Raw genomic sequence first — 24,979 nt, 5'->3', positions numbered from 1 at the left:
CGGGTGATGTCCGGGGCGGCACGCGTGAAGCCGTGAACGAAAGGGCTGAACAAGAGCTATGAGCAAGCAGATTGAGTTCAACGAGGCCGCCCGCCGGGCCATGGAAGCCGGTGTGCACAAGCTCGCCGACGCGGTCCGGGTGACCTTGGGCCCGCGCGGGCGCACCGTGGTGCTGGCCAAGTCGTTCGGCGGCCCGACGGTGACCATGGACGGCGTCACCGTGGCTCGCGACGTTGACCTGGAGGACCCGTTCGAGAACCTCGGCGCCCAGCTGGTGAAGTCGGTGGCCACCAAGACCAATGATGTGGCCGGCGACGGCACCACCACCGCCACCGTGCTGGCCCAGGCGATCATCTCCGGTGGACTGCGCAACGTCGCGGCCGGCGCCAACCCGATCGCGCTGGGTGCCGGCATTGCCAAGGCGGCCGACGCGGTGTCCGAGGCGTTGCTGGCCGCGGCCATCCCGGTCTCCGGCAAGGAGTCCATCGCGCAGGTGGCCAACGTGTCCTCGCGCGACGAGGAGATCGGTGAACTGGTCGGCGAGGCGATGACCAAGGTCGGCAGCGACGGCGTGGTCAGCGTGGAGGAGTCCTCGACGCTGAACACCGAGCTGCAGATCACCGACGGTGTCGGCTTCGACAAGGGTTTCCTGTCGGCGTACTTCGTCACCGACTTCGACTCGCAGGAGGCCGTCCTGGAGGACGCGCTGATCCTGCTGCACCGCGACAAGATCAGCTCGCTGCCGGACCTGCTGCCGCTGCTGGAGAAGGTCGTGGAGGTGGGCAAGCCGCTGCTGATCATCGCCGAGGACGTCGAGGGCGAGCCGCTGTCGACCCTGGTGGTCAACGCCATCCGCAAGACCCTCAAGGCCGTCGCGGTCAAGGCGCCTTACTTCGGTGACCGGCGCAAGGCCTTCCTGGACGACCTCGCGATCGTCACCGGCGGTCAGGTGATCAACCCCGACGTCGGCCTGACGCTGCGGGAGGCCGGTCTGGACTTGCTGGGCAAGGCGCGCCGGGTGGTGGTCACCAAGGACGACACCGTGATCGTCGACGGTGCCGGGACCGCCGAGGACATCGCGGGCCGGGTCAAGCAGCTGAGAGCCGAGATCGAGGCGACCGACTCCGACTGGGACCGGGAGAAGCTCGAAGAGCGCCTGGCCAAGCTGGCCGGCGGCGTGGCCGTGATCAAGGTGGGCGCGGCGACCGAGACCGCTCTCAAGGAGCGCAAGCACCGGGTCGAGGACGCGGTGTCGGCGGCCAAGGCCGCGGTCGAGGAGGGCATCGTCACCGGCGGCGGCGTCGCACTGGTGCAGGCCGGTGCGGCCCTGAAGGAGCTGCGGTCCACGCTGACCGGCGACGAGGCGACCGGCGTGGAGGTGTTCGCCGCCGCACTGAGCGCACCGCTGTACTGGATCGCCACCAACGCCGGAGTGGACGGCGCGGTGGTGACCAGCAAGGTCGCCGAGCTGCCGGCCGGGCAGGGCTTCAACGCCGCCACGCTGACCTACGGTGACCTGGGCGCCGACGGCATCGTCGACCCGGTCAAGGTGACCCGGTCCGCGGTGCTCAACGCGGCCTCGGTGGCGCGGATGATCCTGACCACCGAGACGGCTGTCGTGGAGAAGCCGGCTGAGGCCGACGAGCACGCTGGCCACGGGCATCACGGGCATGCGCACTAGGTAGTTTCGACGAAAACACCCCCGGTCCTGTTGGGCCGGGGGTGTTTTCGGATGCCCGCCGGTCTGCATTCATCGACTTAATAAGCCTGCATTCATCGGCATAGAGCTATGATGGGTCGTCGACCAGATAGACACCGACGCCGTCGGCGAACCCTCTTTTTCTCTCGTCGTCACCGGCACAGGTCCGATCTTCACCGCTGACGACGGTACCGTGATCAGCCCCTGGGCGCGCTCGCGCCGTGACTGCAGACATCCCGAAACCCTTGACGCGCCGCCGCGCACGGCGCAACGTGATAGACGTCATCAGGTCGGACCCGGTAAAGGCGGCAGCTCATGACCACCAGAGACAAGTACACGGAGGTGCCGGCACCGTACTCATGGGAGGTCCCCAGTGCCGGCGACGCGCGGTTCACGTGGGAGTACGACGACGGGCGCGCCCGCCTGCTGTCCCTGTACCAAAAGGGAAAGGACAAACAGTGGGATGCCCAGTCGCGCATCGACTGGGCACAAGATGTCGACCCGATGAACCCGATCGGGCTGCCTGACGAGTTCCATCCGCTGTTCGGCAGCCCGATGTGGGACGCCGCCGACGAGGCACGTCGCGCCGATATGCGCCATCACCAGCAGGCCTGGCAGTTCTCCCAGTTCCTGCACGGAGAGCAGGGCGCAATGGTGTGTGCCGCCAAGATCGTCGAGGTGGTCCCGGACCTGGACGCGAAGTTCTACGCGGCCACCCAGACCATGGATGAGGCCCGCCACGTCGAAGCGTTCTCACGGTTCCTGCAGGAGAAGGTCGGCCTGGTCTATCCGATCAACAAGAACCTGACTGCGCTGCTGGACGACACTCTGCGCGACTCCCGTTGGGACATGCCCTATCTCGGCATGCAGGTTCTCATCGAAGGGCTCGCCCTGGCCGCCTTCGGGGTGCTGCGTGACGTGTCGGCGCCCGATTCGCTGGCCAAGAAGGTGCTGGCCTACGTCATGCAGGACGAGGCCCGGCATGTCGCCTTCGGTCGGATCTCGTTAAAGGACTACTACTCTGCGCTGACCGAGGCCGAGCGGGACGAGCGGGAAGAGTTCGTGGTGGATGCCTGCTATCTGATGCGTGACCGATTCCGCGGCGAGGAGGTCTTCGAGACCCTCGGCCTGGACGTCAAAGTGTGCGCGGAATGGGTCGAAACCTCGCCGCTGATGACCCAGTTCCGCTCGCATCTGTTCAGCCGCATCGTGCCGATCGTCAAGGACATCGGGTTGTGGGGTCCCAAGGTCCAGAAGGCTTTCCGGGACATGGGTGTGCTCGACATGGCCGGCTTCGACATCGAGGCGCTGATGAAGGCCGACGAGGATCAGGCCGAGGCGCTGGACAAGGCGCATGCCGAGATGGCCGAGCGGGCCGTCGAGGTCAACGAGGTGATCGCCGCGGGCGCCGGCTAAGCCAACGGGCTGGGCGCTAATAGCCCCGTCGAGGCGAATTTCAGTCCGGCCCGCAGTTCATCGAAGAGAAGTCCTTCGCCTACCACCTGCCGAAGGGCTCCGGTGGCTAACGTGGAGCCATGGACCAAGCAACCTATGACAAGGGCCGGGAGATCCGCACGGCTGTGCTCGGTGAGGCGTATGTAGCCCAAGCCGGCAGTGGTGATGACTTCGCAAAACCGTTCCAGGACTTCGTCACCGAGTACTGCTGGGGTGCGGTGTGGGGTCGCGACGGATTGTCGCGTAAGACCCGCAGCATGCTCAACCTCGCGATGATCGCGGCGCTCAATCGGCCCAACGAGCTGCGCACCCACGTCAAGGGGGCGCTCACCAACGGCGTCACGCGTGAGGAGATCCGCGAAGTCTTCATGCAGGTGGCGATCTATGCGGGCGTTCCAGCCGCTGTGGACAGTTTCCGGATCGCTCGTGAGGCGTTCGCGGAATACGAGAACGAGCGATGACAGTCGGGTTCATCGGCCTGGGCCATATGGGATCTCCCATGGCCCGCCGACTGGCAGCCTCAGGGCACGAACTCGTCGTCTATGACACCCGGCGCGAAGCCCTTGATCGCGCAGTGGAATTCGGTGCAGAGCGCGCCTCGACACCGCGGGATGTCGCAGATCGCGCCGAGATCGTCCTGGCCAGTCTGCCGTCGCAGCAGGCATCCATGGAGGTGGCCGAGGCGGTGGCCGGCGGGGCCGAGATCCGTCTGTTCGTCGACCTGTCGACCGTGGGAAGCGATGTCGCGCAGCACAATCACCGGGTGCTGTCCACCCGCGGGATCGCGGCGCTCGACGCACCTGTCAGCGGCGGCGTCAGCGGTGCCCAGCAGGGCACGCTGGCAATCATGGTGTCGGGACCGCGCGAGCAGTTCGCCGCTGCCCAAGCCCTGTTGAGCGAGCTCGGACGCCTGTTCTTCGTCGACGAGAAGCCCGGTGCGGCTCAGACCATGAAATTGATCAACAACCTGGTGGCGGCCACGACACTGGCCGCGACCGCCGAAGTCATGGTGCTGGGAGTCAAGTCCGGGTTGGACCCGCAGGTGATGCTCGACGTGCTCAACGCCGGCTCGGGTGGCACACACGCCAGCCGCGACAAGTTCCCCAAGGCCGTGCTGCCCCGCACCTTCGACTACGGATTCGCGACCGGTCTGATGGTCAAGGACGTGCGGCTCTACCTGGAGGAAGCGAAAGCGCTGGGCCTGCCGAGGCAGGTGGCCGACGCGGTGGCCGGGATGTGGGAATCGACCTTGCGTGATGAGGGTGCCGACTCCGACTTCACCTCGATCGTCAAAGTTTTGGAGCGAAGCTCCGGGGTCACCGTGGGAGGGCAGGACTGAACCGCCTCGACACCCACGCAGCGTGTTTGGTTAACAACCGACGAGAACGGGTATTGATCCGCCGCGACGTCGAGCCAGACGGCGCTGAAGGTCTTGAATAAAGGAGATCACTATGGACCCCGTGGCGGCGACCGAATTCCTGGCCCGTTCCACAACGTTGACCAGTGTCGGGTGGCTCGGCTACATCATCATCGGCGGTATTGCCGGCTGGATCGCGGGCATGGCCATGAAGACCAAGTACGGCCTGCTCACCGACGTCGTCGTCGGTGTAGTCGGTGCGCTGATCGGCGGATTCCTGCTCAGCTTCGTCGTCGACACCGCCAGCGGCGGCTGGTGGTTCACCTTGTTCACCGCAGTCCTGGGCGCGATCATCCTGCTCTGGCTGCTGCGCCTGTTCGGCCGGGAAGCCTGAGGTGTGACAATGAAAAGCATTGCGTTCGTTGCGATTGCGCTGGGTGTACTGTTTTCCAGCGGGTGCTCGGCGTCGCAGGTGATCAACACCGGTGGCGACACGAGGTGTAAGGACTTCGTCGAGCAGGACCAGAAGAAGCAGGACGACGAGGTCACCAAGATGCTCAAAGACCAAAGCGGCGCAGAACCGGCCAGTCTGGAGATCTCGGCAACCCGGCTGTCGGCATTGACCTACTGCAAGACCCTGGGGAAGCCGGACAGCAAGATATCTGAGGCGCCGCACGGCTGACCGTGGCGCCGCCGCCGACTCTCGTCAGAGCGTGTCGGGGCACAGATTGTGCTGTGCCGCGTTCAGCAGCATGCGGCCCTTGTCGACGTCGTTCGGGTTCAGTTGGGCCAGCGTCTGTTCCGGCTTCTCGCCGAGGTGGAGCCTGTTGCAGGCCATCCAGCCGTTCGCCACGACCACACCGTCGGGCATCTGGGCGTCTCCGACGGTCAGACCGGGGAACCCGTTGGCCCGCAGTTCGTTGAGGAACCCTGCCTCATCGGCGCTGGCCGTGGGCGCACCGATGAACCCGATGGCCAACCCTGCCGCGACGGTCCCCATCAGAAATTGTTTCTTCATGGTGCCCCCTTGCTCCTCCGGCCCTCCGGACCGGCGGGCCTACCGGATTAGAAGCGTAGTGGCGCCGTTGGCCCGGGGTTCGGATAACGGGGACATAGAGCGCGAACAGCCCCCGGATAACCGGGGGCTGCCCCTGTGCGCCCGAGGGCCGCGGATGTGACGCCGTCGGCCCAATCGGGAAGACTCAGCCGCTGGCCCGCAGGTTGCAGCGCAGCGCGGCGTGCCGCTCGGATTCCGACATGCCGCCCCAGATGCCATAGGGCTCACCTACGGCCAGCGCGTGCGCCCGGCACTGCTCCATCACCGGGCAGCTGTGGCACCACTTCTTGGCGTTCTGCTCGCGCTGCGCTCGGGCGCGGCCGCGCTCTCCGTCGGGCGGGAAGAACACCGACGAGTCGACACCCCGACATGCTCCCCGGAGCTGCCAATCCCATACGTCTGCGTTGCGGCCGGGCAACTGCTCAACCTGTGGCATGGGGACCCCTCTCAAGACGCTTGATCGGCCGGATCTTCCGATTCGGCCGATCGAGCGGTGTCTGGGTGGTGCGCGTAAAACAGCGCCGGCTGTATCCGGCGCCGTGGGGACGGTAGCTAAACGGCCTGAAGTTAAACCCTCGCGACGGTTAAGAAAGGCTGGCCTAAAAGAGTAGACATTCCATGAGAGTGGACGCTTGTTCAAACGGGCAGTGAATTCGGTTGAACGGCGCGTGAACGCGTAGTGTCGCGCAGCGATGACCCAGGACCCAGACGCGGTTTTGGCCGCGGCCGCTTTCGGTGGTGAACCCGGCCGCTGGCCGCTGCCCGCCGCGACAAGCCCCAGGCAGCGGTGGCTGCGGGCCGTCGCCGCCGGCGGTCAGGGGCGCTACGCCAGCGCCGCCGCCGATCTGGCGGCCCTGCTGCGCGATGCGCCGCCGGCCCCGCTGGCCTCGCTGGCGCACAGCACCCGGGCGTCCTTCCTGCGCCAGCTCGGCGGGCACGATCTGGCCCGCGGCTTCGACGGCCGGGCGCTGGCGCTGGCCTTCAACGACCACGAAGTCGACCCGGAGGCCCGTGCCGATGCCCTGGTCGGGCTCGCTGCCGACGCTCTGGGGGTCGGGCGTTTCGCGGCGTCGGCGGCGCTGTTGGCCCGAGTCGGGCCGGAGCCGTCCACCGCACCGGCGCGCCTGGCGGTCCGCCGGCACTGGGTGACCGCCGAGCTGGCGATGGTCACCGGTGACGGTGCCACCGCGGTGCGCAATGCCGAGCGGGCGTGCGAGCTCGCGGGCCTGGGAGATGGCGTCATGGTGCGCCACCGGGTGAAAAGCCAGGTGGTGTTGGCCGGTGCGCTGTGCTGCGCCGGCAGCGTCGATCGGGCGCGGGCGGTTGCCGACGCCGCGCTCGAGGAGACCGGTCGGTTGGGCCTGGTTCCGCTGCGGTGGGCGCTGGCGTGCATGTTGATCGATTTGAACGGCCTGAACGACACAGCCAGTGCGCGGACGATCGCCGAATTGCACGGTGTGCGTGACGACGCAGCCGAGCTGGTGCGCCGCCGCGGAGGCAGCTGGCAGCAGCCCTGATCAGCGGTAGCCGTCGGCCTCCGAGGTCGCCCCGTTGAGCGACGCATCCGCGTAACCGCGGCAGTAGTCCCAGGTCACGTAGCTGTCCGGCTCCGGGTCGTAGGCCGGCTCGTGCGGGCGGACGGTGCCGTCGATGAGCAGCTGCAGCAGGTTGGCGCGCAGCATGTCCCAGTCGTGGTAGTGGTCCTGTTGGCAGTCGTCGCAGCACACCACCAGGCCGCGGATCCCCCGGTGCGCCAGCAACGCTTCGTAGACCGCCAGGTCGGCGAGATCGGCTTCGACTGCGGTGCGTTCCTGCGGATCCAGCGGTTGGCCCGGCTCGACGGCGTCCAACGCGGCAGACGGGTCGTGAGGATCGTCGGCGAACGGGTCGGGCGGCAAACCGGGTGGCAGGTGGTCACGCACGCCCATCAGGGTACGCAGTCGTCAGGACAGAACGCCAGCGGCAGCCTGAGGGGGTGCGCGGCGGCCAAGGGTGGTGGCGGACGAAAGCAGCTGCGCGCCGCGATTAGGATGGACTTCTCACCCCGGCTGCGTAGTGGAGGCTTCCAATGTCCGTTGGTGACGCCAGTGCCCCGACGATGTCCTATTCCACCGGTGCCGTGGGCCCGCAAGACGATGTGGTGTACGCCGGTGGCTCGTTCGATGGGCAGGCCCCCAAGATCGCCATGTTGGGGCTGACCTTCGACGACGTCCTGCTGCTTCCGGCAGCCTCCGACGTGGTCCCGGCCACCGCCGACACCGCCAGTCGGCTGACCCGCAACATCGCGCTCAAGGTGCCGCTGGTCAGCTCCGCGATGGACACCGTCACCGAGGCCCGGATGGCGATCGCGATGGCCCGTGCCGGTGGCATGGGCGTGTTGCACCGCAACCTGCCGGTCACCGAGCAGGCCGGCCAGGTCGAGACCGTGAAGCGTTCCGAGGCCGGCATGGTCACCGACCCGGTCACCTGCACGCCGGAAAACACCCTGGCCGAGGTGGACGCCCTGTGCGCTCGGTTCCGGATCTCCGGACTGCCGGTGGTGGACTCGCTGGGCCAACTTGTTGGCATCATCACCAACCGGGACATGCGTTTCGAGGTCGACCAGAACAAGCCGGTCGCCGAGGTGATGACCAAGGCGCCGCTGATCACCGCGCAGGAGGGCGTCTCCGCCGACGCCGCGCTGGGCCTGCTGCGCCGGCACAAGATCGAGAAGCTGCCGATCGTCGACGGCCACGGCAAGCTCACCGGGCTGATCACCGTCAAGGACTTCGTCAAGACCGAGCAGCACCCGCTGGCCACCAAGGACAGTGACGGCCGACTGCTGGTCGGGGCCGCGGTCGGCGTCGGCGACGACGCGTGGGTGCGGGCCATGACCCTGGTCGACGCCGGAGTCGACGTGCTGATCGTGGACACCGCGCACGCCCACAACCGGGGGGTGCTGGACATGGTCGGCAAGCTCAAGGCCGAAGTGGGGGAGCGGGTCGATGTGGTGGGCGGAAACGTGGCCACCCGCAGCGGGGCCGCCGCACTGGTCGAAGCCGGCGCCGACGCGGTGAAGGTCGGGGTGGGCCCCGGCTCGATCTGCACCACCCGGGTGGTCGCCGGGGTGGGTGCCCCGCAGATCACCGCCATCATGGAGGCAGTGGCGGTCTGCGCACCGGCCGGAGTGCCGGTGATCGCCGACGGCGGGCTGCAGTACTCCGGTGACATCGCCAAGGCCCTGGCCGCCGGCGCGTCGACGACCATGCTCGGCTCGCTGCTGGCCGGCACCGCCGAGTCTCCCGGCGAGCTGATCTTCGTCAACGGCAAGCAGTTCAAGAGCTATCGCGGGATGGGCTCGCTGGGGGCCATGCAGGGCCGGGGTGGGGCCAAGTCCTACTCCAAGGACCGCTACTTCCAGGACGACGCGCTCTCCGAGGACAAGCTGGTGCCCGAGGGCATCGAGGGCCGGGTGCCGTTCCGTGGACCGTTGTCCACGGTCATCCACCAGCTGACCGGCGGGCTGCGGGCGGCGATGGGTTACACCGGGTCGGCGACCATCGAGGCGCTGCAGCAGGCGCAGTTCGTGCGGATCACCGCAGCGGGTTTGAAGGAGAGCCACCCGCACGACATCACGATGACGGTCGAAGCGCCGAACTACTACGTCCGTTGACGCCGAAACCGACGTTCTGCAGGTCGCTTCTCGCACTTCTGCTGCAAAATGTCGGTCTCGAGGAGAGATAGAAACGAGGCTGACCCGCCGATGAGCGCTTGCGCGAAGAGGAGACGGCACAGTGCGTGACATGGTTGAGATCGGCATGGGCCGTACCGCCCGTCGCACCTATGAGCTCGACGACATCAACATCGTGCCGTCCCGGCGCACCCGCTCCTCCAAGGACGTGTCGACGGCCTGGCAGCTCGACGCCTACCGGTTCGAGATACCGGTGCTGGCCCACCCCACCGACGCGCTGGTCTCCCCGGAGTTCGCCATCGAGCTGGGCCGGCTCGGTGGTCTGGGCGTGCTCAACGGCGAGGGGCTGATCGGCCGGCACGCCGACGTCGAATCCAAGATCGCCCAGGTGACCGAGGCCGCCGCCAAAGAGCCGGAGCCGGCGGCGGCGATCCGGCTGCTGCAGCAGCTGCACGCCGCGCCGTTGGACCCCGAGCTGCTCGGCGCCGCGGTGGCGCGCATCAGCTCGACCGGCGTGACCACCGCGGTACGGGTGAGCCCGCAGAACGCCCAGGCGCTGACACCGGCGCTGGTGGCCGCTGGCGTCGACCTGCTGGTCATCCAGGGCACCATCATCTCCGCCGAGCGGGTGGCCGTGGACCGGGACGGAGCCGGGGAACCGCTCAACCTGAAGACCTTCATCTCCGAGCTGGACATCCCGGTGGTCGCCGGCGGGGTGATCGACCACCGGACCGCGCTGCACCTGATGCGCACCGGAGCGGCCGGGGTGATCGTCGGCTACGGCTCCACCTCCGGGGTGACCACCTCCGATGAGGTGCTGGGCATCTCCGTGCCGATGGCCACCGCGATCGCCGACGCCGCCGCGGCTCGCCGCGAATACCTGGATGAGACCGGCGGCCGTTACGTGCACGTGCTCGCCGACGGCGACATCCACACCTCCGGGGATCTGGCCAAGGCGATCGCCTGCGGTGCCGACGCGGTGGTGCTGGGCACACCGCTGGCCGCCGCGGCCGAGGCGCAGGGGGACGGCTGGTATTGGCCATCGGCGGCGGCCCACCCGTCGCTGCCGCGCGGCGCCCTCATGCAGGTCGCCTACGGGGAGCGCCCCGGCCTGGCGCAGGTGCTCGACGGCCCCTCGGACGACCCGTTCGGTTCGCTGAATCTGGTCGGCGGGCTGCGCCGGTCGATGGCCAAGGCCGGCTACTGCGACCTCAAGGAATTCCAGAAGGTCGGGCTGACCGTCGGGTCCTAGACCGGTGGTTCAGCGAGGCTCGACGGAGGAGAGGCGAAGCTGGGACCGCCGCATGAAACCGGTGGTTAGGGTCGCCTATTCGGCTCGGTTACCGACGAGTAGGTCCATACTGTGATGCTATGGATTCGCACAGCCAGCCTGACTGCCAGCCCGATTACGACGTCCTGATCATCGGTTCTGGTTTCGGTGGCAGCGTCAGTGCGCTGCGACTGACCGAGAAGGGGTATCGCGTAGGCGTTTTGGAGGCGGGCCGGCGATACCACGACGAGGACTTCGCCAAGAACTCCTGGCACCTGCGCGAGTTCCTGTGGGCGCCGAAGCTGGGCTGCTACGGCATCCAGCGAATCCACCTGCTCAACAACGTCATGGTGTTGGCCGGAGCCGGGGTCGGCGGCGGCTCGCTGAACTACGCCAACACGCTCTATGTGCCGCCGGAGCCGTTCTTCGCCGACAAGCAGTGGGCCCACATCACCGACTGGCGCGCCGAACTGATGCCGCACTACGACCAGGCGCAGCGGATGCTCGGGGTGGTGAAGAACCCGACGTTCACCGACGCGGACCGCATCGTCAAGGAGGTCGCCGACGAGATGGGGGTCGGTGACACATTCGTGGCCACCCCGGTCGGGGTGTTCTTCGGCGAGGGCGGGGCCAAGACACCGGGCCAGACGGTGGCCGACCCGTACTTCGGCGGCGCCGGCCCGAACCGCACCGGCTGTCTCGAATGCGGCGAGTGCATGACCGGCTGCCGCTGGGGCGCCAAGAACACCCTGGTGAAGAACTACCTGTATCTGGCGGAATCCGCTGGCGCACAGGTGCATCCGATGACAACCGTAACCGGTTTCGAACAGGGCGGGGACGGGCTGTGGCAGGTGCACACGGTGCGCACCGGCCTGCGGGTGCGTCGCGGCCGCAAGACCTTCACCGCGCGGTATCTGATTCTGGCCGCCGGCACCTACAACACCCAGCGGCTGCTGTTCAAGATGCGCGACAAGGGCAAGCTGCCCAAGCTGTCCGACAAACTGGGCGTGCTGACCCGCACCAACTCCGAATCCATCGTGGGTGCGGCGACATTGAACGTCGATCCGGATCTGAACCTGACCCACGGGGTGGCGATCACCTCCTCGATTCACCCCACTTCCGACACCCACGTCGAACCGGTCCGCTACGGCAAGGGCTCCAACGCCATGGGACTGCTGCAGACCCTGATGACCGACGGCGCCGGTCCGCAGGGGACCGACACCCCGCGGTGGCGCCAGTTGCTGGACCAGGCCCGCGAAGACCCCCGCCACATCCTGCGGCTGCTGAACCCGCGGCACTGGAGCGAGCGCACCGTCATCGCGCTGGTCATGCAGCATCTGGACAACTCGATCACCACCTTCACCAAACGCGGCAAGCTGGGCATCCGCCGCTACTCCAGCAAGCAGGGGCACGGCGAGCCCAACCCGAGCTGGATCCCGGTCGGCAACGACGTCACCCGCCGCATCGCCGCCAAGATCGACGGGGTGGCCGGCGGCACTTGGGGGGAGCTGTTCAACATCCCCCTGACCGCGCACTTCCTGGGCGGTGCGGCGATCGGGGACAGTCCCGAGCACGGCGTCATCGATCCCTACCAGCGGGTGTACGGCTACCCGACACTGGCGGTGATGGACGGCGCGGCGGTGTCGGCGAACCTCGGCGTCAACCCGTCGCTGTCGATCACCGCGCAGGCCGAGCGCGCCGCGTCACTGTGGCCCAACAAGGGTGAGACCGATCTGCGGCCGGCCCAGAACGAGGCCTATCGGCGGCTGGACCCGATCGCGCCGAAGAACCCGGTGGTGCCGGATCGCGCCGTCGGCACACTGCGCTGGAAACCCGCCGACTCGGTCGGCTCCGCGGGCTGATCCGGCAGGCGCTACCGGCCGACCTCCCGCCGATGGCTCGGCGCGCGGCCGGGCGGCTGCTGCGGTGGTGGCAGCAGTGGGTCACGGCGGCGCGCCGGCACCGTCGTGGGTGACTGGGTGGTCAACTCGAGTTCCTCACCGGCATGGTTGATCGTCAGCCGGCCGTCTGGGCCGTCGCGCAGGATGTAGGTGACCTCGGTGTCGGTGACATTGACCGTCACGCGGAACCCCTTCCAGCGCAACCGGAATCGAAGGCGGGAGATCCCGTCTGGCAGGGCCGGGTTCAGCATCAGCACGCCGTCGTCGTCACGCAGGCCGCCGAACCCGGCCACCAGGGACAGCCAGGTCCCGGCCAGCGCCGCCAGGTGCAGTCCCTCGCGGGTGTTGTCGTGCAGATCGCGCAGGTCGACGAACGCCGTTTCGTAGGTGTAGTCGTGGGCCAGCTCCAGGTGTCCCACCTCGGCGCACATCACCGCCTGGGTGCACGCCGACAGTGACGAGTCCCGCACCGTGCGCCGCTCGTAGTAGTCGACGTTGCGGGCCTTCTGCTCGGGGGTGAACGCGTGACTGCGCCAGTGCATGGCCAGCAGGACGTCGGCCTGCTTGACCACCTGGGCCGGGTACAACCGCACGTAGGGCTCGTTGAGCAGCAACGGATAGGTGGTGCGCCCGTCGAAGTCCCACTCCGCGGCGGAGGTGAAGCCCTCGCACTGCGGATGTACGCCCAGCTCTTCGTCATAGGGGATGTGTGCGGCGTCGGCGGCATCCCGCCAGCCCGCCATCTCCTCGGTGGTGACCCCCAACTCGTGGGCGGCATCGGGGTGGCGGGCGCACGCTTCGGCGGCGGTGCGCAGATTGTGGGCGGCCATCAGATTGGTGAACACGTTGTCCCGGACGATCGCGGTGTACTCGTCGGGGCCGGTCACCCCGGACAGGTGCCACACGCCGTGCCGGTCGTGGTGACCCAGCGACCGCCACAGCCGGGCGGTCTCGACCAGCACCGTCAGCCCGCACTCGGTCTCCAGCGAGTCGTCCCCGGTGACGATCCGGTACTGCTCGAACGCCGCCGCGATGTCGGCGTTGATGTGCCAGGCGGCGGTACCCGCCGGCCAATACCCGGAGCACTCCTGGCCCCGGATCGTCCGCCACGGGAACGCCGCTCCGGCCAGCCCGAGTTCGGCGGCCCGCTCGCGGGCCAGATCGATCGTCGTCGCCCGCCACCGCAGCGCGTCGGCCGCCGCATCCGGAGCCGTGTAGATCAGTACCGGAAGTATGAAACTCTCACTGTCCCAAAAGGTATGGCCGTCATACCCGGTGCCGGTCAGCCCCTTGCTGGGTATCGCCCGGCGTTCGGCGCGCGCGCTGGCCTGCAGGAGGTGGAACAGCGCGAAGCGGACCGCCTGCTGGCAGTCCGGGTCACCGTCGACCTCGACGTCGGCGCCGTCCCAGAACTCATCCAGGTAGGACCGCTGGGAGTCGAGCAGCCCCTGCCAGCCGCTGTAGCGGGCACCGGTCAGCGCTGCGATCGCCTGGTCGCGCAACGCGGGCCGGGACCGCTCACTGGACCAGCCGTAGGCCAGATACTTGACGATCCGCAGCTTCTGCCCCGGACGCAGGCCGCACACCACGGTGGTCGCCGCCACGTCGGGGATGGCCATCGTGTTGACCTGGACCCGGCCCGGGACCTCGATCTCGTGATGCATGGCCGCGGCCATCATCAGTCCGCTGGCCCGGGTGCGGTGCACCAGCACCGCGCCGGAGTCGGTGCGCTCGCGCTCGACGGCTTCCAGCGGGTTGTCCAGGATCGCCGCGACTCGGGGGTCGCCGCTGGTCGTCGGTTGATCCTCGTTGGCCACCAGCTCGGATTGCACTGTCACGCGCACGAATTCGTCGATCGCCTCGACGACGTATTCGATCGCCGCGACGCTGCGCTGCGCCAGTGACACCAGCCGGGTGGAGTGCACCTTGACCTGCTTGCCGGCCGGGGAGCGCCAGTGCACGCGGCGGGTCAGGGTGCCCGCCCGCATGTCGAGGATGCGTTCGTGGTCGATGAGCTCGCCGTAGCGGACGTCGAACGGCTCGTCGTCGACCATCAGCCGGATGATCTTGCCGTTGGTCACGTCGACGACGGTCTGCCCGGCCTGCGGATAGCCGTATCCGGCTTCGGCGTAGGGCAGCGGCCGTACCTCGTAGAACGAGTTCAGGTAGGTGCCGGGCAGGTTGTAGGGCTCGCCCTCGTCGAGGTTGCCGCGTAAGCCGATGTGCCCGTTGGACAGGGTGAACAGGGCTTCGGTCTGTCCGAGCAGATTCAGGTCGAGCCGGGGCTCACGGATCTGCCACGGCTCGATCGGAAAGTAGTCCTCTGAGATCATCGGCTCGCTTTCACAACAGTTCCTCCAGATCGGTGACGACGACGTCGGCGCCGTGGCTGCGCAGGTCTTCGGCCTGACCCACCCGGTCGACACCCACCACGAAACCGAACCCACCGGCCCGCCCGGCCGCCACGCCTGCGAGCGCGTCCTCGAACACCGCGGCGGCGGCGGGGGCGACGCCGAGCAGCTGCGCCGCCCGCAGGAACGAATCCGGTGCCGGTTTGCCGGCGATGTGTTCGGTGCGCAGCGTCACGCCGTCGACACGCTGCTGAATGAATTTCTCCAGGCCGGTGATCGCCAGTACCTCGCCGGCGTTGGCGCTGGCCGACACCACCGCGGTGGCCAGGCCCGCCGCGGTGACCGCCGCCAGGTAGCGTCGCGACCCCTCGAACACGTCCACCCCGTCGGCCTGCAGCGTCGCGTGGAACGCCGCGTTCTTGCGGTTGCCCAGGCCGTGCACGGTTTCGGCATCGGGCGGGTCGTCGTCGAGGCCGTCGGGCAGCACGATCTCACGGCTGGCCAGGAAGGTGCGCACCCCGTCGTCGCGTTTCCGGCCGTCGACGAAGCGCAGGTAGTCATCCACCGGGTCGAACGGCACGAACGGCCCGCCGGTGCGTTCGGCCCGCGCCGACAGATACGCGTCGAACATGGACTTCCAGGCCCGGGTGTGCGCGCTGGCGGTGTCGGTTAGCACACCGTCGAGGTCGAACAGGCAGGCACGCACCGATCCGGGCAGGCCGAGCAGCTCGGACACAGCGGGTCTCCTTCCGGCTGGTGTCCACTTCACCATGCCCGCCGTCGGATCGGCGCAGTTTTGCCACCACTACACTCTTTGCGGTGTCGTCACCATCGTCTCGCCCCGTGTTGGTCATCGACTTCGGCGCGCAGTACGCCCAACTGATCGCCCGCCGGGTCCGCGAGGCGCGGGTGTTCTCCGAGGTCGTTCCGCACACCGCGACAGTCGAAGATATCAAGGCCCGCGACCCGCGGGCGATCGTGCTGTCCGGGGGCCCGGCCAGCGTCTACGCCGACGGCGCCCCCCGGCTCGATCCGGCGCTGTTCGACCTCGAGGTTCCGGTGTTCGGCATCTGTTACGGCTTCCAGGCCATGGCGGCCGCACTCGGCGGCGTCGTCGAGCGCACCGGCACCAGTGAGTACGGCCGCACCGAGCTGAAAGTGACCGGCGGGGAACTCCATTCGGGCCTTCCGGGCACTCAGCCGGTGTGGATGAGCCACGGCGACGCGGTGACCATCGCACCGGACGGGTTCACGGTGGTGGCCCAGACCGCGGGTGCGCCGGTGGCCGCGTTCGAGAACCGCGCCCGCCGGCTGGCCGGGGTGCAGTATCACCCCGAGGTGATCCACACCCCGTACGGGCAGCGGGTGCTCAGCCGGTTCCTGCACGAGTTCGCGGGTATCGACGCGCAGTGGACCCCGGCCAATATCGCCGACGCGCTGATCGACCGGGTGCGCGAACAGATCGGCGACGGTCATGCCATCTGCGGACTGTCCGGCGGAGTGGACTCCGCGGTGGCCGCGGCGCTGGTGCAGCGTGCCATCGGTGACCGGCTGACGTGTGTGTTCGTCGACCACGGGCTGTTGCGCGCCGGGGAGCGTGAGCAGGTGCAGAACGACTTCGTCGCCGCCACCGGCGCGAACCTGGTCACCGTGGACGCCGCGGGCGTGTTCCTCGACGCGCTGGCCGGGGTGTCCGATCCCGAGGGCAAGCGAAAGATCATCGGGCGGCAGTTCATTCGGGCCTTCGAGGGTGCGGTGCGAGACACCTTGGGAGATCACGATGTCGAGTTCCTGGTGCAGGGCACGCTGTATCCCGACGTGGTGGAATCCGGCGGGGGTGCCGGCACCGCGAACATCAAGAGCCACCACAACGTCGGCGGGCTGCCCGACGATCTGAAGTTCAGCCTCGTCGAGCCGCTGCGGCTGCTGTTCAAAGACGAGGTGCGCGCGGTGGGACGCGAGTTGGGACTGCCGGAGGAGATCGTTGCGCGCCAACCGTTCCCGGGTCCCGGGCTGGGGATCCGGATCGTCGGCGAGGTCACCGCGGAGCGGCTGGCCACATTGCGGGCGGCCGACGCGATAGCCCGCGAGGAATTGACCGCCGCGAGTCTGGACCACCAGATCTGGCAGTGCCCGGTGGTGCTGCTGGCCGATGTCCGTTCGGTCGGGGTGCAGGGCGACGGCCGCACCTACGGGCATCCGATCGTGCTGCGGCCGGTGTCCAGTGAGGACGCCATGACCGCCGACTGGACCCGGGTGCCCTACGAGGTGCTGGAGCGCATCTCCACCCGGATCACCAACGAGGTGTCCGAGGTCAACCGCGTGGTGCTGGACGTCACCAGCAAGCCGCCCGGCACTATCGAGTGGGAGTAGCCCGCTACACCGGCACTGCGCGGAGCGCCGCGGGAAGGCTGGGCAGAAAATGCACGGTCGCGAACGTGCGGACGTCCTCGGTGGAATCCAGCGGTTCGCGCGTCGGCAACAACAGCGCCATCGCCGCGTACCGCAGGATGGTGTCGGCCAGCTCGGTGACCACCGTTGGGCCGATGCGTTCGGCGAACCCGGCCGGGAAGATCACCTGCAGCGCGTCGGACATCCGGTCCACGATCGCGCCGTAGTGATGCTGGGCGAGCTCCAGCGCCAGTGCCGGCTCGTCGGTGATCATCCGGTTCAGCACCCGGTGACGACGGAACTGCATGATCGCCGAGGTGAACGCCTCGACGTAGTAATTCGACTGTGGGCCAGAGTTTTTCAGCTCGGCAGCGATGTCGGCGAACAGTGCGGCATTCTCCCGGTCGATGACCGCGGCGACCAGCTCGTCGCGGCCGGCGAACCGGCGGTAGATGGTGGTGCGGCTGACCCGGGCACGGCGGGCCACGTCGTCCAGCGCCACTCGCCGGAAGCCGTGCTGCTCGAACTCGGCAACCGCGGCGTCGAGGATGGCGATGGTCGCCGGGTCAGCCCCGGGTGTAGCCGGCATAGGCGAATTTGTTGTAACGCAGTCGCATCGGCAAATGGTCCCACACCCAGTTGACCGGCCGCGACCGGCAGAGTGCGGCGAACCGCTGATAGCGCCGCTCCTGTCGATCACTCCACGGCAGCCCCAACAGGTCGCGGGTGCTCGGCGGCATACCGCCGGTGGTGAGGAACGCCGCGAGCGGATCGAACACCATGGCAACCAGCCGCCACAGCTTCGGTGGCACCCCTTTGGGGCAGGGGAAGCCCTTGGTGACATACCCGACGCCGTACTTGGCGGTCGGGTGATCGACGAGGACCTTGTCCAGCATCTGGTTCCAGTACCGCTCGAACTCGGCGTAGTCGGCCGGCATCGCCCGGTCGCTGACCCCGTAGCGGCGATACCAGGTCTTGGATTCGAGGTAGATCTGCTCTTTGTCTTCGGCGCTCAGGCGCTTGACGAAGGTGTCGGCGAAGTACAGCACCTGCTCGACGAAGGTGGCGTGCGCCCAGAAGTAGGTTTCGGGATCCAGGGCGTGATACCGATTTCCGTCGGGCATCTGACCCTTGATGTTGCGGTGGAAGTCGCGCACCTGCTGGCCGGGATTGTCGGACTCGGCGCCGTAGACGGTCATGAAGATCGGCGGCAGCGAGCGTTTGACGCGGGCGGCGGTGTCGGTGAAGAACACCGAGTGATCGAGCACGCCCTGGCCCAGCTCGGCGAGCATGTTCTGCAGCACCGCCGGTCGTGGCCCGATCAAATACATCCGGTTGTCACCGAAGTAGCGCCACACCAGGGACTGCGGCCCCAGCGGTAGCGCATCGGTAGCCGCATCTGCCTCCACGGATTGGGTCATGAGAAACAGTGTTACATATTTTGCACTGTGTACCAATCGGCGGGTGGCAGATGGCCCTGTGGCGGTGCGGATGTGACCTGCGGGGCCGTTGATGCGCTGTCGGTGGATCCGGCTTGACGTTTGTCGGTGGGGGAGTGTTCACTCGGGTCAATCGAACATATTTTCGATTCGGATTCGAGTTTTGCTTAGCTTTTCGGAGGCGGGTATGACGGCGGCGGTGAGCTTGGGGCAACGTCGTGACGTCCCTGAAAATCGCACTGAACAGCTGAACCAACTACGGCGCCAGATGGCTGCGGTGGCCGGGAAGGTGGGCGGCGCCAGGCAGGAGCTCAGCGCGGTTCCGGGAGCTCCGGCCGCCTCGGCCGCGCCGGTTTTCGAGGCCGTGCTGCCGGTCCCGCCCATGCTGGCCGGGGTGCTGCCCGCCGGATTGCCGCGGGGCGCGGTGGCGGTGCTGTCGGGAGCCCGGTCGCTGATGCTGGGCATGGTGGCCGCGGTGACGGCGGCCGGCGGTAACGCGGCCATCGTCGGCCAGCCGGACATCGGGCTGCTGGCCGCCGCGGAGATGGGCGCCGACCTGAGCCGGCTCGCGGTGATCCCCGACCCCGGCAATGATCCGGTGGAGGTGGCCGCGGTGCTGATGGACGGCCTGGATCTGGTGGTGCTCGGCCTGGGTGGGCGCTGCGTGCCGTCGGCACGCACCCGGGTGGTGCTGGCCCGGGCCCGCCACCGGGGATGCACCCTGCTGGTCTCCGGCGGTGACTGGCAGGGTGCGGCGCTGCGGCTGGACGCCCGGGTGAGTGGTTATGAGACGACAGGCTGCGCGACCGTTCCGGGGTTCGGGCGGATCGGTGCGGTGCGACTCGAAGTGCGGGCTGCCGGGCGTGCCGCCGGGCGGGCCAGGGCCGGATAGCCGGTCATGGCCGACTCCCGAGTACTGGCGCTCTGGTGCATGGACTGGCCTGCAGTCGCCGCGGCAGCCGCAGCGGGGCTGCCGGCCACCGCGCCGGTTGCGGTCACCCTGGCCAACCGGGTGATCGCCTGCTCGGCGGGCGCCCGCGCGGCGGGGGTGCGGCGCGGGCTGCGGCGCCGGGAAGCGGCCGCCCGCTGTCCGACACTGCATGTGGTGGCCGCCGACACCGACCGCGACGCCCGGTTGTTCGAACCGGTCCTCGCCGCGGTCGACGACCTGATACCGGCCGCCGAGGTGTTGCGGCCCGGACTGCTGGTGGTCTCGGTGCGCGGTGCGGTGCGGGCCTTCGGTTCTGAGGAGCAGGCCGCCGAACGCCTGGTCGACGCGGTGGCCGCGGCCGACGTCGAATGCCAGGTCGGGATCGCCGACGGGCTCTCCACCGCGGTGCTCGCCGCCCGCGCCGGCGCTGTGGTGCCGCCCCGGGGAGATGCCCGGTTCCTGTCGGCCCTGTCGATCCGGCAGCTGGCCGCCGAGCCCAGCCTGTCCGGCCCCGGGCGCGACGGCCTGGTCGACCTGTTGTGGCGCTTGGGTATTCGGACCATCGGACAGTTCGCCGCGCTGCCGCGCCCCGATGTCACATCGCGGTTCGGCCCCGATGCGCTCACCGCGCACCGGTTCGCCCGCGCCGAGCCGGAACGCGGGCCGTTCGGGCGGGAACCGACACCGGACCTCGAGGCCGTGCTGCACTGCGATCCGCCGATCGACCGGGTCGATGCCGCGGCGTTCGCCGGCCGTTCGCTGGCCGGTGTGCTGCACCGGACGTTGATGGCCGCCGGGGTGGGGTGCACCCGGCTGGCCATTCACGCCGTCACCGAGACCGGGGAAGAGCTGACCCGGGTGTGGCGGTGCGCGGAGCCGTTGACCGAGGACGCCACCGCCGACCGGGTGCGCTGGCAACTTGACGGCTGGCTGAACAGCCGCGTCACCCGGGATCGGCCCACCGGCCCGGTGACGCTGCTGCGGCTGGAGCCGGTGGAGGTGCTGTCGGCGACCGAGGCACTGCAGCTGCCGCTGTGGGGCGGCCTCGGCGAGGAGGACCGGTTGCGTGCCCGCCGCGCCCTGGTGCGGGTGCAGGGCCTCCTCGGCCTCGAAGCGGTGCAGGTGCCGGTGCTGTCCGGCGGCCGCGGCCCCGCGGAGCGCATCACCTTGACGCCGCTGGGGGATGAGCCGGTGCCGATGGCCGACCCTCGCCAGCCGTGGCCCGGCCGGCTGCCCGAGCCGTCGCCGGCGGTACTGCTCGACGACCCGGTGGAACTGCTTGACGTCGAACGCAACCCGATCCGGGTGACCGGCCGGGGGCTGTTCTCCGCCGACCCGGCATGGCTGGTCGCCCGGGGCCGTGACGACCGGCTGCGCTGGTGGGCCGGGCCCTGGCCGGTCGACGAGCGGTGGTGGGATCCGCAGCGGGAGGGGCCGGGGTCGGGGCGCACCGCCCGGGTCCAGGCACTGCTGGAGGAGTCACCGGGCAGCGCAGCGCCCGGGCAGGCGCTGCTGCTGTGCTACCGCCTGCGGCGGTGGTATCTGGAGGGGGTGTACGAGTGAGTCCGGGGCTGCCCGGCCCGGCCTGGCCCGCCGCGTCGAACGTGCACTCAGAGCGGGAGAAGTCGCGAAAATCCCGTCCTCAGTGCACGTTCGCGGCGAGGGGAGTGGGTCGGCGTCAGCCCAGCCGGCGCGCGAATGCGCCGACCCGCTGCACGAACCGGTCGAAAAACACCGCCGGGTCGACCCCGACACCGATCAGTGCGTTGGGCTGCTCGGCATCCCAGCTGGGGATCGTCCGCCCGCGCGCCGCCCCGGCTGCGAGCTCGACCCGTATTGTGGCCAGTCGGGTGGTCACCAGTTCGGGTTCCAGTGCGACCGCCGCGGCCAGCGGGTCGTGCAGATACGCCAGGTAGCCGTGGCCCCGAGCCTGATGCGCCTCGAAATAGAACCGCAACGCGTCGTCCAGCAGCCGGACCACCGGGTTGTCCGCGGGGGCCGGCAGCAGGGCCAGGATCGCCGGCGTGATCGCGATCTGTCGGGTCAGATCCAGCCCGCACACGATCGGGAGCCGTTGCGGTGCAACCGCTCCCCACGCCGCGAACACCTCCGCGGCCGCCTCCGGATCGAACCCGATGTTGAACTCGGCCCGGTCGGACCGTTCGCCGGAGTACGCGCCGCCCATGATCACCAGCCGGCGCAGCAGCGTGGGCAGTGCCGGCTCGGCTCGCAGCGCCAGTGCCAGGTTGGTCAGCGGACCGGTGGCCAGTCCGATCAGTTGCCCCGGGTGTGCCCGCGCGGCGGCGACCCAGGCCGCGGCCGCGTCGTGTCCGGTGAGCCGGCCGCTGCCGGGCGCCAACTCGGCATACCCCAGCCCCTGCGGCCCGTGCAGGGCTTCCGCGGTGTGGGCCGGGCCGTTCAGCGGCGCGTCGGCACCCTTGGACACCGGAACTCCAGCCGCCCCGCACAACTCCAGCAGGGCCAGGTTGTTGCAGCAGACCTGTTGCACCGCAACATTTCCCCCGGTGGAGGCGACACCGACCAGCCGGGCGCCCGGATTGGCCAGCAGATACACCAGCGCGACCGCATCGTCGACGCCGGTATCGACGTCGGCGAAGACGGGCAGTGTCACGGCCGCGTGATCACCAGTACACGCCCGGCACCAGCCGCACCGCACGCTTGACCGGGCGGGGTACCCGCACCCGGGTGATCGCCCGCGACGGCCGCTTCGGCCGGCGCGAAGGCCGCCGAGTCGGTTGTGCCGCAATGGATTCTGCGAGTGCGACGCCGCGCGCGGCAGGGGAGTCGGGGTAGCCCAGATAGACCTGGTGCAGCACCCGGCGAGCCAGCCCGGGAGTGATGTAGTTGCCGGTCTCGGCCAGGGTGCCCAGCGGGGTGTCGATCCGGTCCGGCTTCTCGACCAGGCCGCGCACCACCATGGCCGCCGCGTGCTCGGCGCTGATCGCCCCGACCGGGAGGTGCTTTCGCGACGGCGCGATCATCGGGGTGGCCACCAGCGGCATGTGGATGGTGGTGAATGTGATGTGGTCCGACAGTGTCTCGGTCGACACCACGTCGGCGAACGCGTCCAGCGCCGCCTTGGTGGGCACGTACGCGCTGTAGCGGGGACTGTTCGCCAGCACCCCTTCGCTGGAGACGTTCACGACGTGGCCGAATCGGCGTTCCCGCCAGTGCGGCAGCAGGGCCAGCACCATCCGCACCGCACCGAAGTAGTTGACCGCCATCGTGCGCTCGTAGTCGTGCAGCCGGTCGGTGGAGTTGGACACCGAGCGGCGGATCGACCGGCCGGCGTTGTTCACCAGGTAGTCGACGTGCTCGAACCGGCCCAGGATGTCTTTGACGGTGTGCTCCACCGACGCCGAGTCGGTGACGTCACAGGTGAACGCATGGGCCTGCCCGCCGGCGGCCCGGATCTCGGCCACCAGATCATCCAGTGCGGCGGCGCTGCGGGCCAGCGCGAAGACCGTCCCGCCGCGCTCGGCGACGGCGATCGCCGAGGCCCGGCCGATGCCGCTGGACGCCCCGGTGATGATGACGTGCCGTCCGACCAACGGCCCGGCCGGATCGTCGCGGCGGGCACGGTCGGGATCCAGGTGCGCCGCCCAGTACCGCCACAGCCGCGGCGCGTAGTCGGCGAACTCGGGCAGTCGGACGGTACTTCCCAGCGCTGCCCGGGTGGCGTCGGCGACGAACGTCGGCCGCAGGTTCACCAGGTCGAGCACCTCGGCGGGAAGCCCCAGCTGGGTGGCCACCATGTTGCGCCACACCCGGGCACGCCCACCGACATTGAGCACCGGGGCCGCCACGGCGCCGGGCAGCGTGGCGCGCAGCGGCGGCAGTCCGGCTTCCCGCGCGACGGCCCGGTAGATGTCGGGAAGCCCGATGGGTTTCGGCGCGGTCAGGTGGAAGGTGCGCCCGTCATACCCGTCGGCGTGCATCAGCTCGATCAGCGCGTCGACCACATAGTCGACCGGGACGACGTTGGTGCGCCCGGTGTGGGGTACGGCCATCGGGGTGAGCCTGGGCAGCACCGCCAGCTTGGCCAGCAGCGGAAAGAAGTAGTACGGCCCGTCGATCTTGTCCATCTCGCCGGTGCGGGAATCGCCCACCACCACCGCCGGCCGGTACACCCGGTACCGCAGCCCCGGGGTCGAGCGCACCAGCGCTTCGGCCTCGAACTTGGTCTGGTGATACGGGGTCGGCAACTCCTGGCCGATGTCGAAGTCGTCTTCGGTGAACTCGCCGGCGTAGTCGCCGGCCACCGCGATCGAGGACAGGTGCGACAGGGTGGCGTCGAGGCGCCGGGTCAGCCCGATCACGGCTCGGGTGCCCTCGACATTGGCCGCCTGCTGTTCGGCCGCGCCGGCGGTGATGTCGTAGATGGCCGCACAGTGCAGGACGTGATCGATGTCCCCGAGCTCGGCGAGCACCGCGTCGGTCAGCCCGAGGTGCTCCGCGGTCAGGTCGCCGACCAGCGGTTTGACCTGCGCGCCCCATTTGGCGGCGAGGCGCTCGAAGCGGCCCAGCGACGCGCGGCGCACCAGCACCCACACCTGCGCGTCGGGTCTGGTCTCCAGCAGACGCGACACCGCCCGTTGCCCAATGAACCCGGTACCGCCGGTAACGACATAACGCATGCGGCCATGGTGGCCCGTCACAGCGGCCACGTCAACCATGGGTTCAGCGCCGTCGGCCGGGGCTGCGTGCCGGTGCGCTCAGAACGCGCGAATACCGTCCCACTCCACCAGCTTCCAGCCGGAGGTCGGGCTGCCGGTGATCACCACCTTGCCGATATTGGGCAACGGGTGGTCGATCGCCAGCTCGTCGCGGGGATTCTTGACGTTCATCAGCGTCCAGGTCATGATCGATCCCGCGTGCGCGAACGCCACCGGATTCTTGTCGCCGCTGTCGTAGATCTGCTGCACCGCGCCGCCGAACTCGTCGTTGAACTGGTTGCCGTCGATCGAGCCGGGTATCGCTGCGGTCCGGTCACCGCGAATCCAGGCTCGCGGGGCGAGCGAATACGGTGGGTCGGCTATCGCCCCCGGCTTACCGCTGAACCAGCCGGCGCTGATCTCCCGCAGCCCGGGCAGGATCTGCACCTGACGGCCGACTTCGCGCGCCAACGGGGCAGCGGTCAGCTGGCTGCGCACCATCGAAGAGGCGTAGACCCCGTCGTGGTGGTTGTGCGAGAGCTGTTTCGTGATCTCCTGAACCTGGACGCGGCCCTTTTCGGTCAGCCCCGGACCGGGCACCGAGGTGTCGACGATCCCGGCGGCATTGGCTTCGGATTCCGCGTGCCGGACCAGTGTCAGAGTGATGGTGCGCGGGTGCGGTGTCCCCGAACAGCCGCCGAGCACCAGGGCCGCGGCCAGCGCCGCCGCCAACATTGCGAACACGGTCCCCCAGTTGCGCTTCCCCATGGGCGATAGCCTGC

23 protein-coding genes are annotated in these 24,979 nt (G+C 69.0%); 13 read left to right on the top strand and 10 right to left on the bottom strand.

Going from position 1 to position 24,979, the window contains the following annotated elements:
• Positions 1–58: 58 nt before the first annotated feature.
• From groL to AWC16_RS01135, 6 genes are all read left to right on the top strand, one after another.
• Positions 59–1,681, top strand: a complete 1,623-nt coding sequence (groL, locus tag AWC16_RS01160; RefSeq protein WP_085263006.1) for a chaperonin GroEL — start codon at positions 59–61, stop codon at positions 1,679–1,681.
• Positions 1,682–2,014: 333 nt separating this feature from the next.
• A complete protein-coding gene (locus tag AWC16_RS01155; RefSeq protein WP_085263005.1) occupies positions 2,015–3,115 on the top strand; it encodes a ferritin-like domain-containing protein in 1,101 nt (366 codons plus the stop codon).
• Positions 3,116–3,234: 119 nt separating this feature from the next.
• Complete coding sequence (locus tag AWC16_RS01150; protein WP_085263004.1) at positions 3,235–3,615, top strand: carboxymuconolactone decarboxylase family protein; 381 nt, start codon at positions 3,235–3,237, stop codon at positions 3,613–3,615.
• On the top strand, positions 3,612–4,493 hold the full coding sequence (locus AWC16_RS01145) for an NAD(P)-dependent oxidoreductase (protein WP_085263003.1): 882 nt from the start codon (positions 3,612–3,614) through the stop codon (positions 4,491–4,493). Before AWC16_RS01150 ends, AWC16_RS01145 begins: the two co-directional genes overlap by 4 nt.
• A 112-nt stretch (positions 4,494–4,605) precedes the next feature.
• A complete protein-coding gene (locus AWC16_RS01140; protein ID WP_085263002.1) occupies positions 4,606–4,905 on the top strand; it encodes a GlsB/YeaQ/YmgE family stress response membrane protein in 300 nt (99 codons plus the stop codon).
• 9 nt (positions 4,906–4,914) lie between these two features.
• The gene (locus AWC16_RS01135; protein WP_085263001.1) at positions 4,915–5,193 is read left to right on the top strand and encodes a hypothetical protein; all 279 of its coding nucleotides are present in this window, start codon (positions 4,915–4,917) and stop codon (positions 5,191–5,193) included.
• A 24-nt stretch (positions 5,194–5,217) separates the two neighbouring features.
• On the opposite strand, the gene AWC16_RS01130 is transcribed toward AWC16_RS01135, so the two are convergent.
• Complete coding sequence (locus AWC16_RS01130; RefSeq protein WP_085263000.1) at positions 5,218–5,529, bottom strand: DUF732 domain-containing protein; 312 nt, start codon at positions 5,527–5,529, stop codon at positions 5,218–5,220.
• A gap of 184 nt (positions 5,530–5,713) precedes the next feature.
• Complete coding sequence (locus AWC16_RS01125) at positions 5,714–6,004, bottom strand: WhiB family transcriptional regulator (protein ID WP_085262999.1); 291 nt, start codon at positions 6,002–6,004, stop codon at positions 5,714–5,716.
• A gap of 256 nt (positions 6,005–6,260) precedes the next feature.
• Here AWC16_RS01125 and AWC16_RS01120 point away from each other — a divergent pair, with 256 nt between their 5' ends.
• On the top strand, positions 6,261–7,085 hold the full coding sequence (locus tag AWC16_RS01120) for a hypothetical protein (protein WP_085262998.1): 825 nt from the start codon (positions 6,261–6,263) through the stop codon (positions 7,083–7,085).
• On the opposite strand, the gene AWC16_RS01115 is transcribed toward AWC16_RS01120, so the two are convergent.
• Entirely contained in the window at positions 7,086–7,490 is a 405-nt protein-coding gene (locus AWC16_RS01115) for a DUF5319 domain-containing protein (RefSeq protein ID WP_024440345.1), read from the bottom strand. It abuts the gene before it with no gap.
• Between the two features lie 263 nt (positions 7,491–7,753).
• On the opposite strand from AWC16_RS01115, the gene guaB reads away from it, so the two are divergent.
• The 3 genes from guaB (at position 7,754) to AWC16_RS01100 (ending at position 12,370) form a co-directional block, all read left to right on the top strand.
• A complete protein-coding gene (gene guaB / locus AWC16_RS01110) occupies positions 7,754–9,220 on the top strand; it encodes an IMP dehydrogenase (RefSeq protein WP_207572236.1) in 1,467 nt (488 codons plus the stop codon).
• A 121-nt stretch (positions 9,221–9,341) separates the two neighbouring features.
• The gene (locus AWC16_RS01105) at positions 9,342–10,490 is read left to right on the top strand and encodes a GuaB3 family IMP dehydrogenase-related protein (RefSeq protein ID WP_085262996.1); all 1,149 of its coding nucleotides are present in this window, start codon (positions 9,342–9,344) and stop codon (positions 10,488–10,490) included.
• Between the two features lie 119 nt (positions 10,491–10,609).
• On the top strand, positions 10,610–12,370 hold the full coding sequence (locus tag AWC16_RS01100) for a GMC oxidoreductase (RefSeq protein ID WP_085262995.1): 1,761 nt from the start codon (positions 10,610–10,612) through the stop codon (positions 12,368–12,370).
• An 11-nt stretch (positions 12,371–12,381) separates the two neighbouring features.
• Here the strand turns inward: AWC16_RS01100 and AWC16_RS01095 are convergent, their stop codons facing one another.
• Entirely contained in the window at positions 12,382–14,742 is a 2,361-nt protein-coding gene (locus AWC16_RS01095) for a glycoside hydrolase family 65 protein (protein ID WP_085262994.1), read from the bottom strand.
• A gap of 10 nt (positions 14,743–14,752) precedes the next feature.
• The gene (locus AWC16_RS01090) at positions 14,753–15,532 is read right to left on the bottom strand and encodes a beta-phosphoglucomutase family hydrolase (protein ID WP_085262993.1); all 780 of its coding nucleotides are present in this window, start codon (positions 15,530–15,532) and stop codon (positions 14,753–14,755) included.
• Positions 15,533–15,579: 47 nt separating this feature from the next.
• On the opposite strand from AWC16_RS01090, the gene guaA reads away from it, so the two are divergent.
• On the top strand, positions 15,580–17,133 hold the full coding sequence (gene guaA, locus AWC16_RS01085) for a glutamine-hydrolyzing GMP synthase (RefSeq protein ID WP_085262992.1): 1,554 nt from the start codon (positions 15,580–15,582) through the stop codon (positions 17,131–17,133).
• A gap of 4 nt (positions 17,134–17,137) precedes the next feature.
• On the opposite strand, the gene AWC16_RS01080 is transcribed toward guaA, so the two are convergent.
• Positions 17,138–17,740 carry a TetR/AcrR family transcriptional regulator gene (locus tag AWC16_RS01080; RefSeq protein ID WP_085262991.1) on the bottom strand — a complete coding sequence of 201 codons (603 nt, stop codon included), beginning with the start codon at positions 17,738–17,740 and terminating at the stop codon, positions 17,138–17,140.
• Positions 17,718–18,572: an oxygenase MpaB family protein gene (locus AWC16_RS01075; RefSeq protein ID WP_085262990.1), complete on the bottom strand. Its 855-nt coding sequence runs from the start codon at positions 18,570–18,572 to the stop codon at positions 17,718–17,720. The genes AWC16_RS01080 and AWC16_RS01075 overlap by 23 nt, the downstream gene beginning before the upstream one ends.
• A 205-nt stretch (positions 18,573–18,777) precedes the next feature.
• On the opposite strand from AWC16_RS01075, the gene AWC16_RS01070 reads away from it, so the two are divergent.
• Together AWC16_RS01070 and AWC16_RS01065 are read left to right on the top strand one after the other, a co-directional pair.
• A complete protein-coding gene (locus tag AWC16_RS01070; protein ID WP_085262989.1) occupies positions 18,778–19,482 on the top strand; it encodes a hypothetical protein in 705 nt (234 codons plus the stop codon).
• A gap of 6 nt (positions 19,483–19,488) precedes the next feature.
• Positions 19,489–21,084 (top strand): DNA polymerase Y family protein, encoded by a 1,596-nt coding sequence (locus AWC16_RS01065; protein WP_085262988.1) that lies wholly within the window; start codon positions 19,489–19,491, stop codon positions 21,082–21,084.
• Positions 21,085–21,199: 115 nt separating this feature from the next.
• Here AWC16_RS01065 and AWC16_RS01060 read toward each other — a convergent pair whose 3' ends face one another.
• The 3 genes from AWC16_RS01060 to AWC16_RS01050 all read right to left on the bottom strand — a co-directional run bounded on the left by AWC16_RS01060 (position 21,200) and on the right by AWC16_RS01050 (position 24,965).
• Positions 21,200–22,153, bottom strand: a complete 954-nt coding sequence (locus AWC16_RS01060; RefSeq protein ID WP_085262987.1) for a nucleoside hydrolase — start codon at positions 22,151–22,153, stop codon at positions 21,200–21,202.
• 10 nt (positions 22,154–22,163) lie between these two features.
• Positions 22,164–24,179, bottom strand: a complete 2,016-nt coding sequence (locus tag AWC16_RS01055; protein ID WP_085262986.1) for an SDR family oxidoreductase — start codon at positions 24,177–24,179, stop codon at positions 22,164–22,166.
• Positions 24,180–24,257: 78 nt separating this feature from the next.
• Complete coding sequence (locus AWC16_RS01050; protein ID WP_085262985.1) at positions 24,258–24,965, bottom strand: histidine phosphatase family protein; 708 nt, start codon at positions 24,963–24,965, stop codon at positions 24,258–24,260.
• Positions 24,966–24,979 lie beyond the last annotated feature (14 nt).

Source organism: Mycolicibacter longobardus, from assembly GCF_002102265.1.
Lineage (GTDB): Bacteria > Actinomycetota > Actinomycetes > Mycobacteriales > Mycobacteriaceae > Mycobacterium > Mycobacterium longobardum.
The sequence above is the reverse complement of the archived record's forward strand: the minus strand, read 5'-3'. Positions and strand labels throughout refer to the sequence as shown.

Excerpts from the sequence above, each read along its gene's own strand:
- groL (WP_085263006.1), top strand. The coding sequence starts at position 59 with ATGAGCAAGCAGATTGAGTTCAACGAGGCCGCCCGCCGGGCCATGGAA.
- AWC16_RS01155 (WP_085263005.1), top strand. The coding sequence starts at position 2,015 with ATGACCACCAGAGACAAGTACACGGAGGTGCCGGCACCGTACTCATGG.
- AWC16_RS01150 (WP_085263004.1), top strand. The coding sequence starts at position 3,235 with ATGGACCAAGCAACCTATGACAAGGGCCGGGAGATCCGCACGGCTGTG.
- AWC16_RS01145 (WP_085263003.1), top strand. The coding sequence starts at position 3,612 with ATGACAGTCGGGTTCATCGGCCTGGGCCATATGGGATCTCCCATGGCC.
- AWC16_RS01140 (WP_085263002.1), top strand. The coding sequence starts at position 4,606 with ATGGACCCCGTGGCGGCGACCGAATTCCTGGCCCGTTCCACAACGTTG.
- AWC16_RS01135 (WP_085263001.1), top strand. The coding sequence starts at position 4,915 with ATGAAAAGCATTGCGTTCGTTGCGATTGCGCTGGGTGTACTGTTTTCC.
- AWC16_RS01130 (WP_085263000.1), bottom strand. The coding sequence starts at position 5,529 with ATGAAGAAACAATTTCTGATGGGGACCGTCGCGGCAGGGTTGGCCATC.
- AWC16_RS01125 (WP_085262999.1), bottom strand. The coding sequence starts at position 6,004 with ATGCCACAGGTTGAGCAGTTGCCCGGCCGCAACGCAGACGTATGGGAT.
- AWC16_RS01120 (WP_085262998.1), top strand. The coding sequence starts at position 6,261 with ATGACCCAGGACCCAGACGCGGTTTTGGCCGCGGCCGCTTTCGGTGGT.
- guaB (WP_207572236.1), top strand. The coding sequence starts at position 7,754 with ATGTTGGGGCTGACCTTCGACGACGTCCTGCTGCTTCCGGCAGCCTCC.
- AWC16_RS01100 (WP_085262995.1), top strand. The coding sequence starts at position 10,610 with ATGGATTCGCACAGCCAGCCTGACTGCCAGCCCGATTACGACGTCCTG.
- AWC16_RS01095 (WP_085262994.1), bottom strand. The coding sequence starts at position 14,742 with ATGATCTCAGAGGACTACTTTCCGATCGAGCCGTGGCAGATCCGTGAG.
- AWC16_RS01090 (WP_085262993.1), bottom strand. The coding sequence starts at position 15,532 with ATGGTGAAGTGGACACCAGCCGGAAGGAGACCCGCTGTGTCCGAGCTG.
- AWC16_RS01080 (WP_085262991.1), bottom strand. The coding sequence starts at position 17,740 with ATGCCGGCTACACCCGGGGCTGACCCGGCGACCATCGCCATCCTCGAC.
- AWC16_RS01075 (WP_085262990.1), bottom strand. The coding sequence starts at position 18,572 with ATGACCCAATCCGTGGAGGCAGATGCGGCTACCGATGCGCTACCGCTG.
- AWC16_RS01070 (WP_085262989.1), top strand. The coding sequence starts at position 18,778 with ATGACGGCGGCGGTGAGCTTGGGGCAACGTCGTGACGTCCCTGAAAAT.
- AWC16_RS01065 (WP_085262988.1), top strand. The coding sequence starts at position 19,489 with ATGGCCGACTCCCGAGTACTGGCGCTCTGGTGCATGGACTGGCCTGCA.
- AWC16_RS01055 (WP_085262986.1), bottom strand. The coding sequence starts at position 24,179 with ATGCGTTATGTCGTTACCGGCGGTACCGGGTTCATTGGGCAACGGGCG.
- AWC16_RS01050 (WP_085262985.1), bottom strand. The coding sequence starts at position 24,965 with ATGGGGAAGCGCAACTGGGGGACCGTGTTCGCAATGTTGGCGGCGGCG.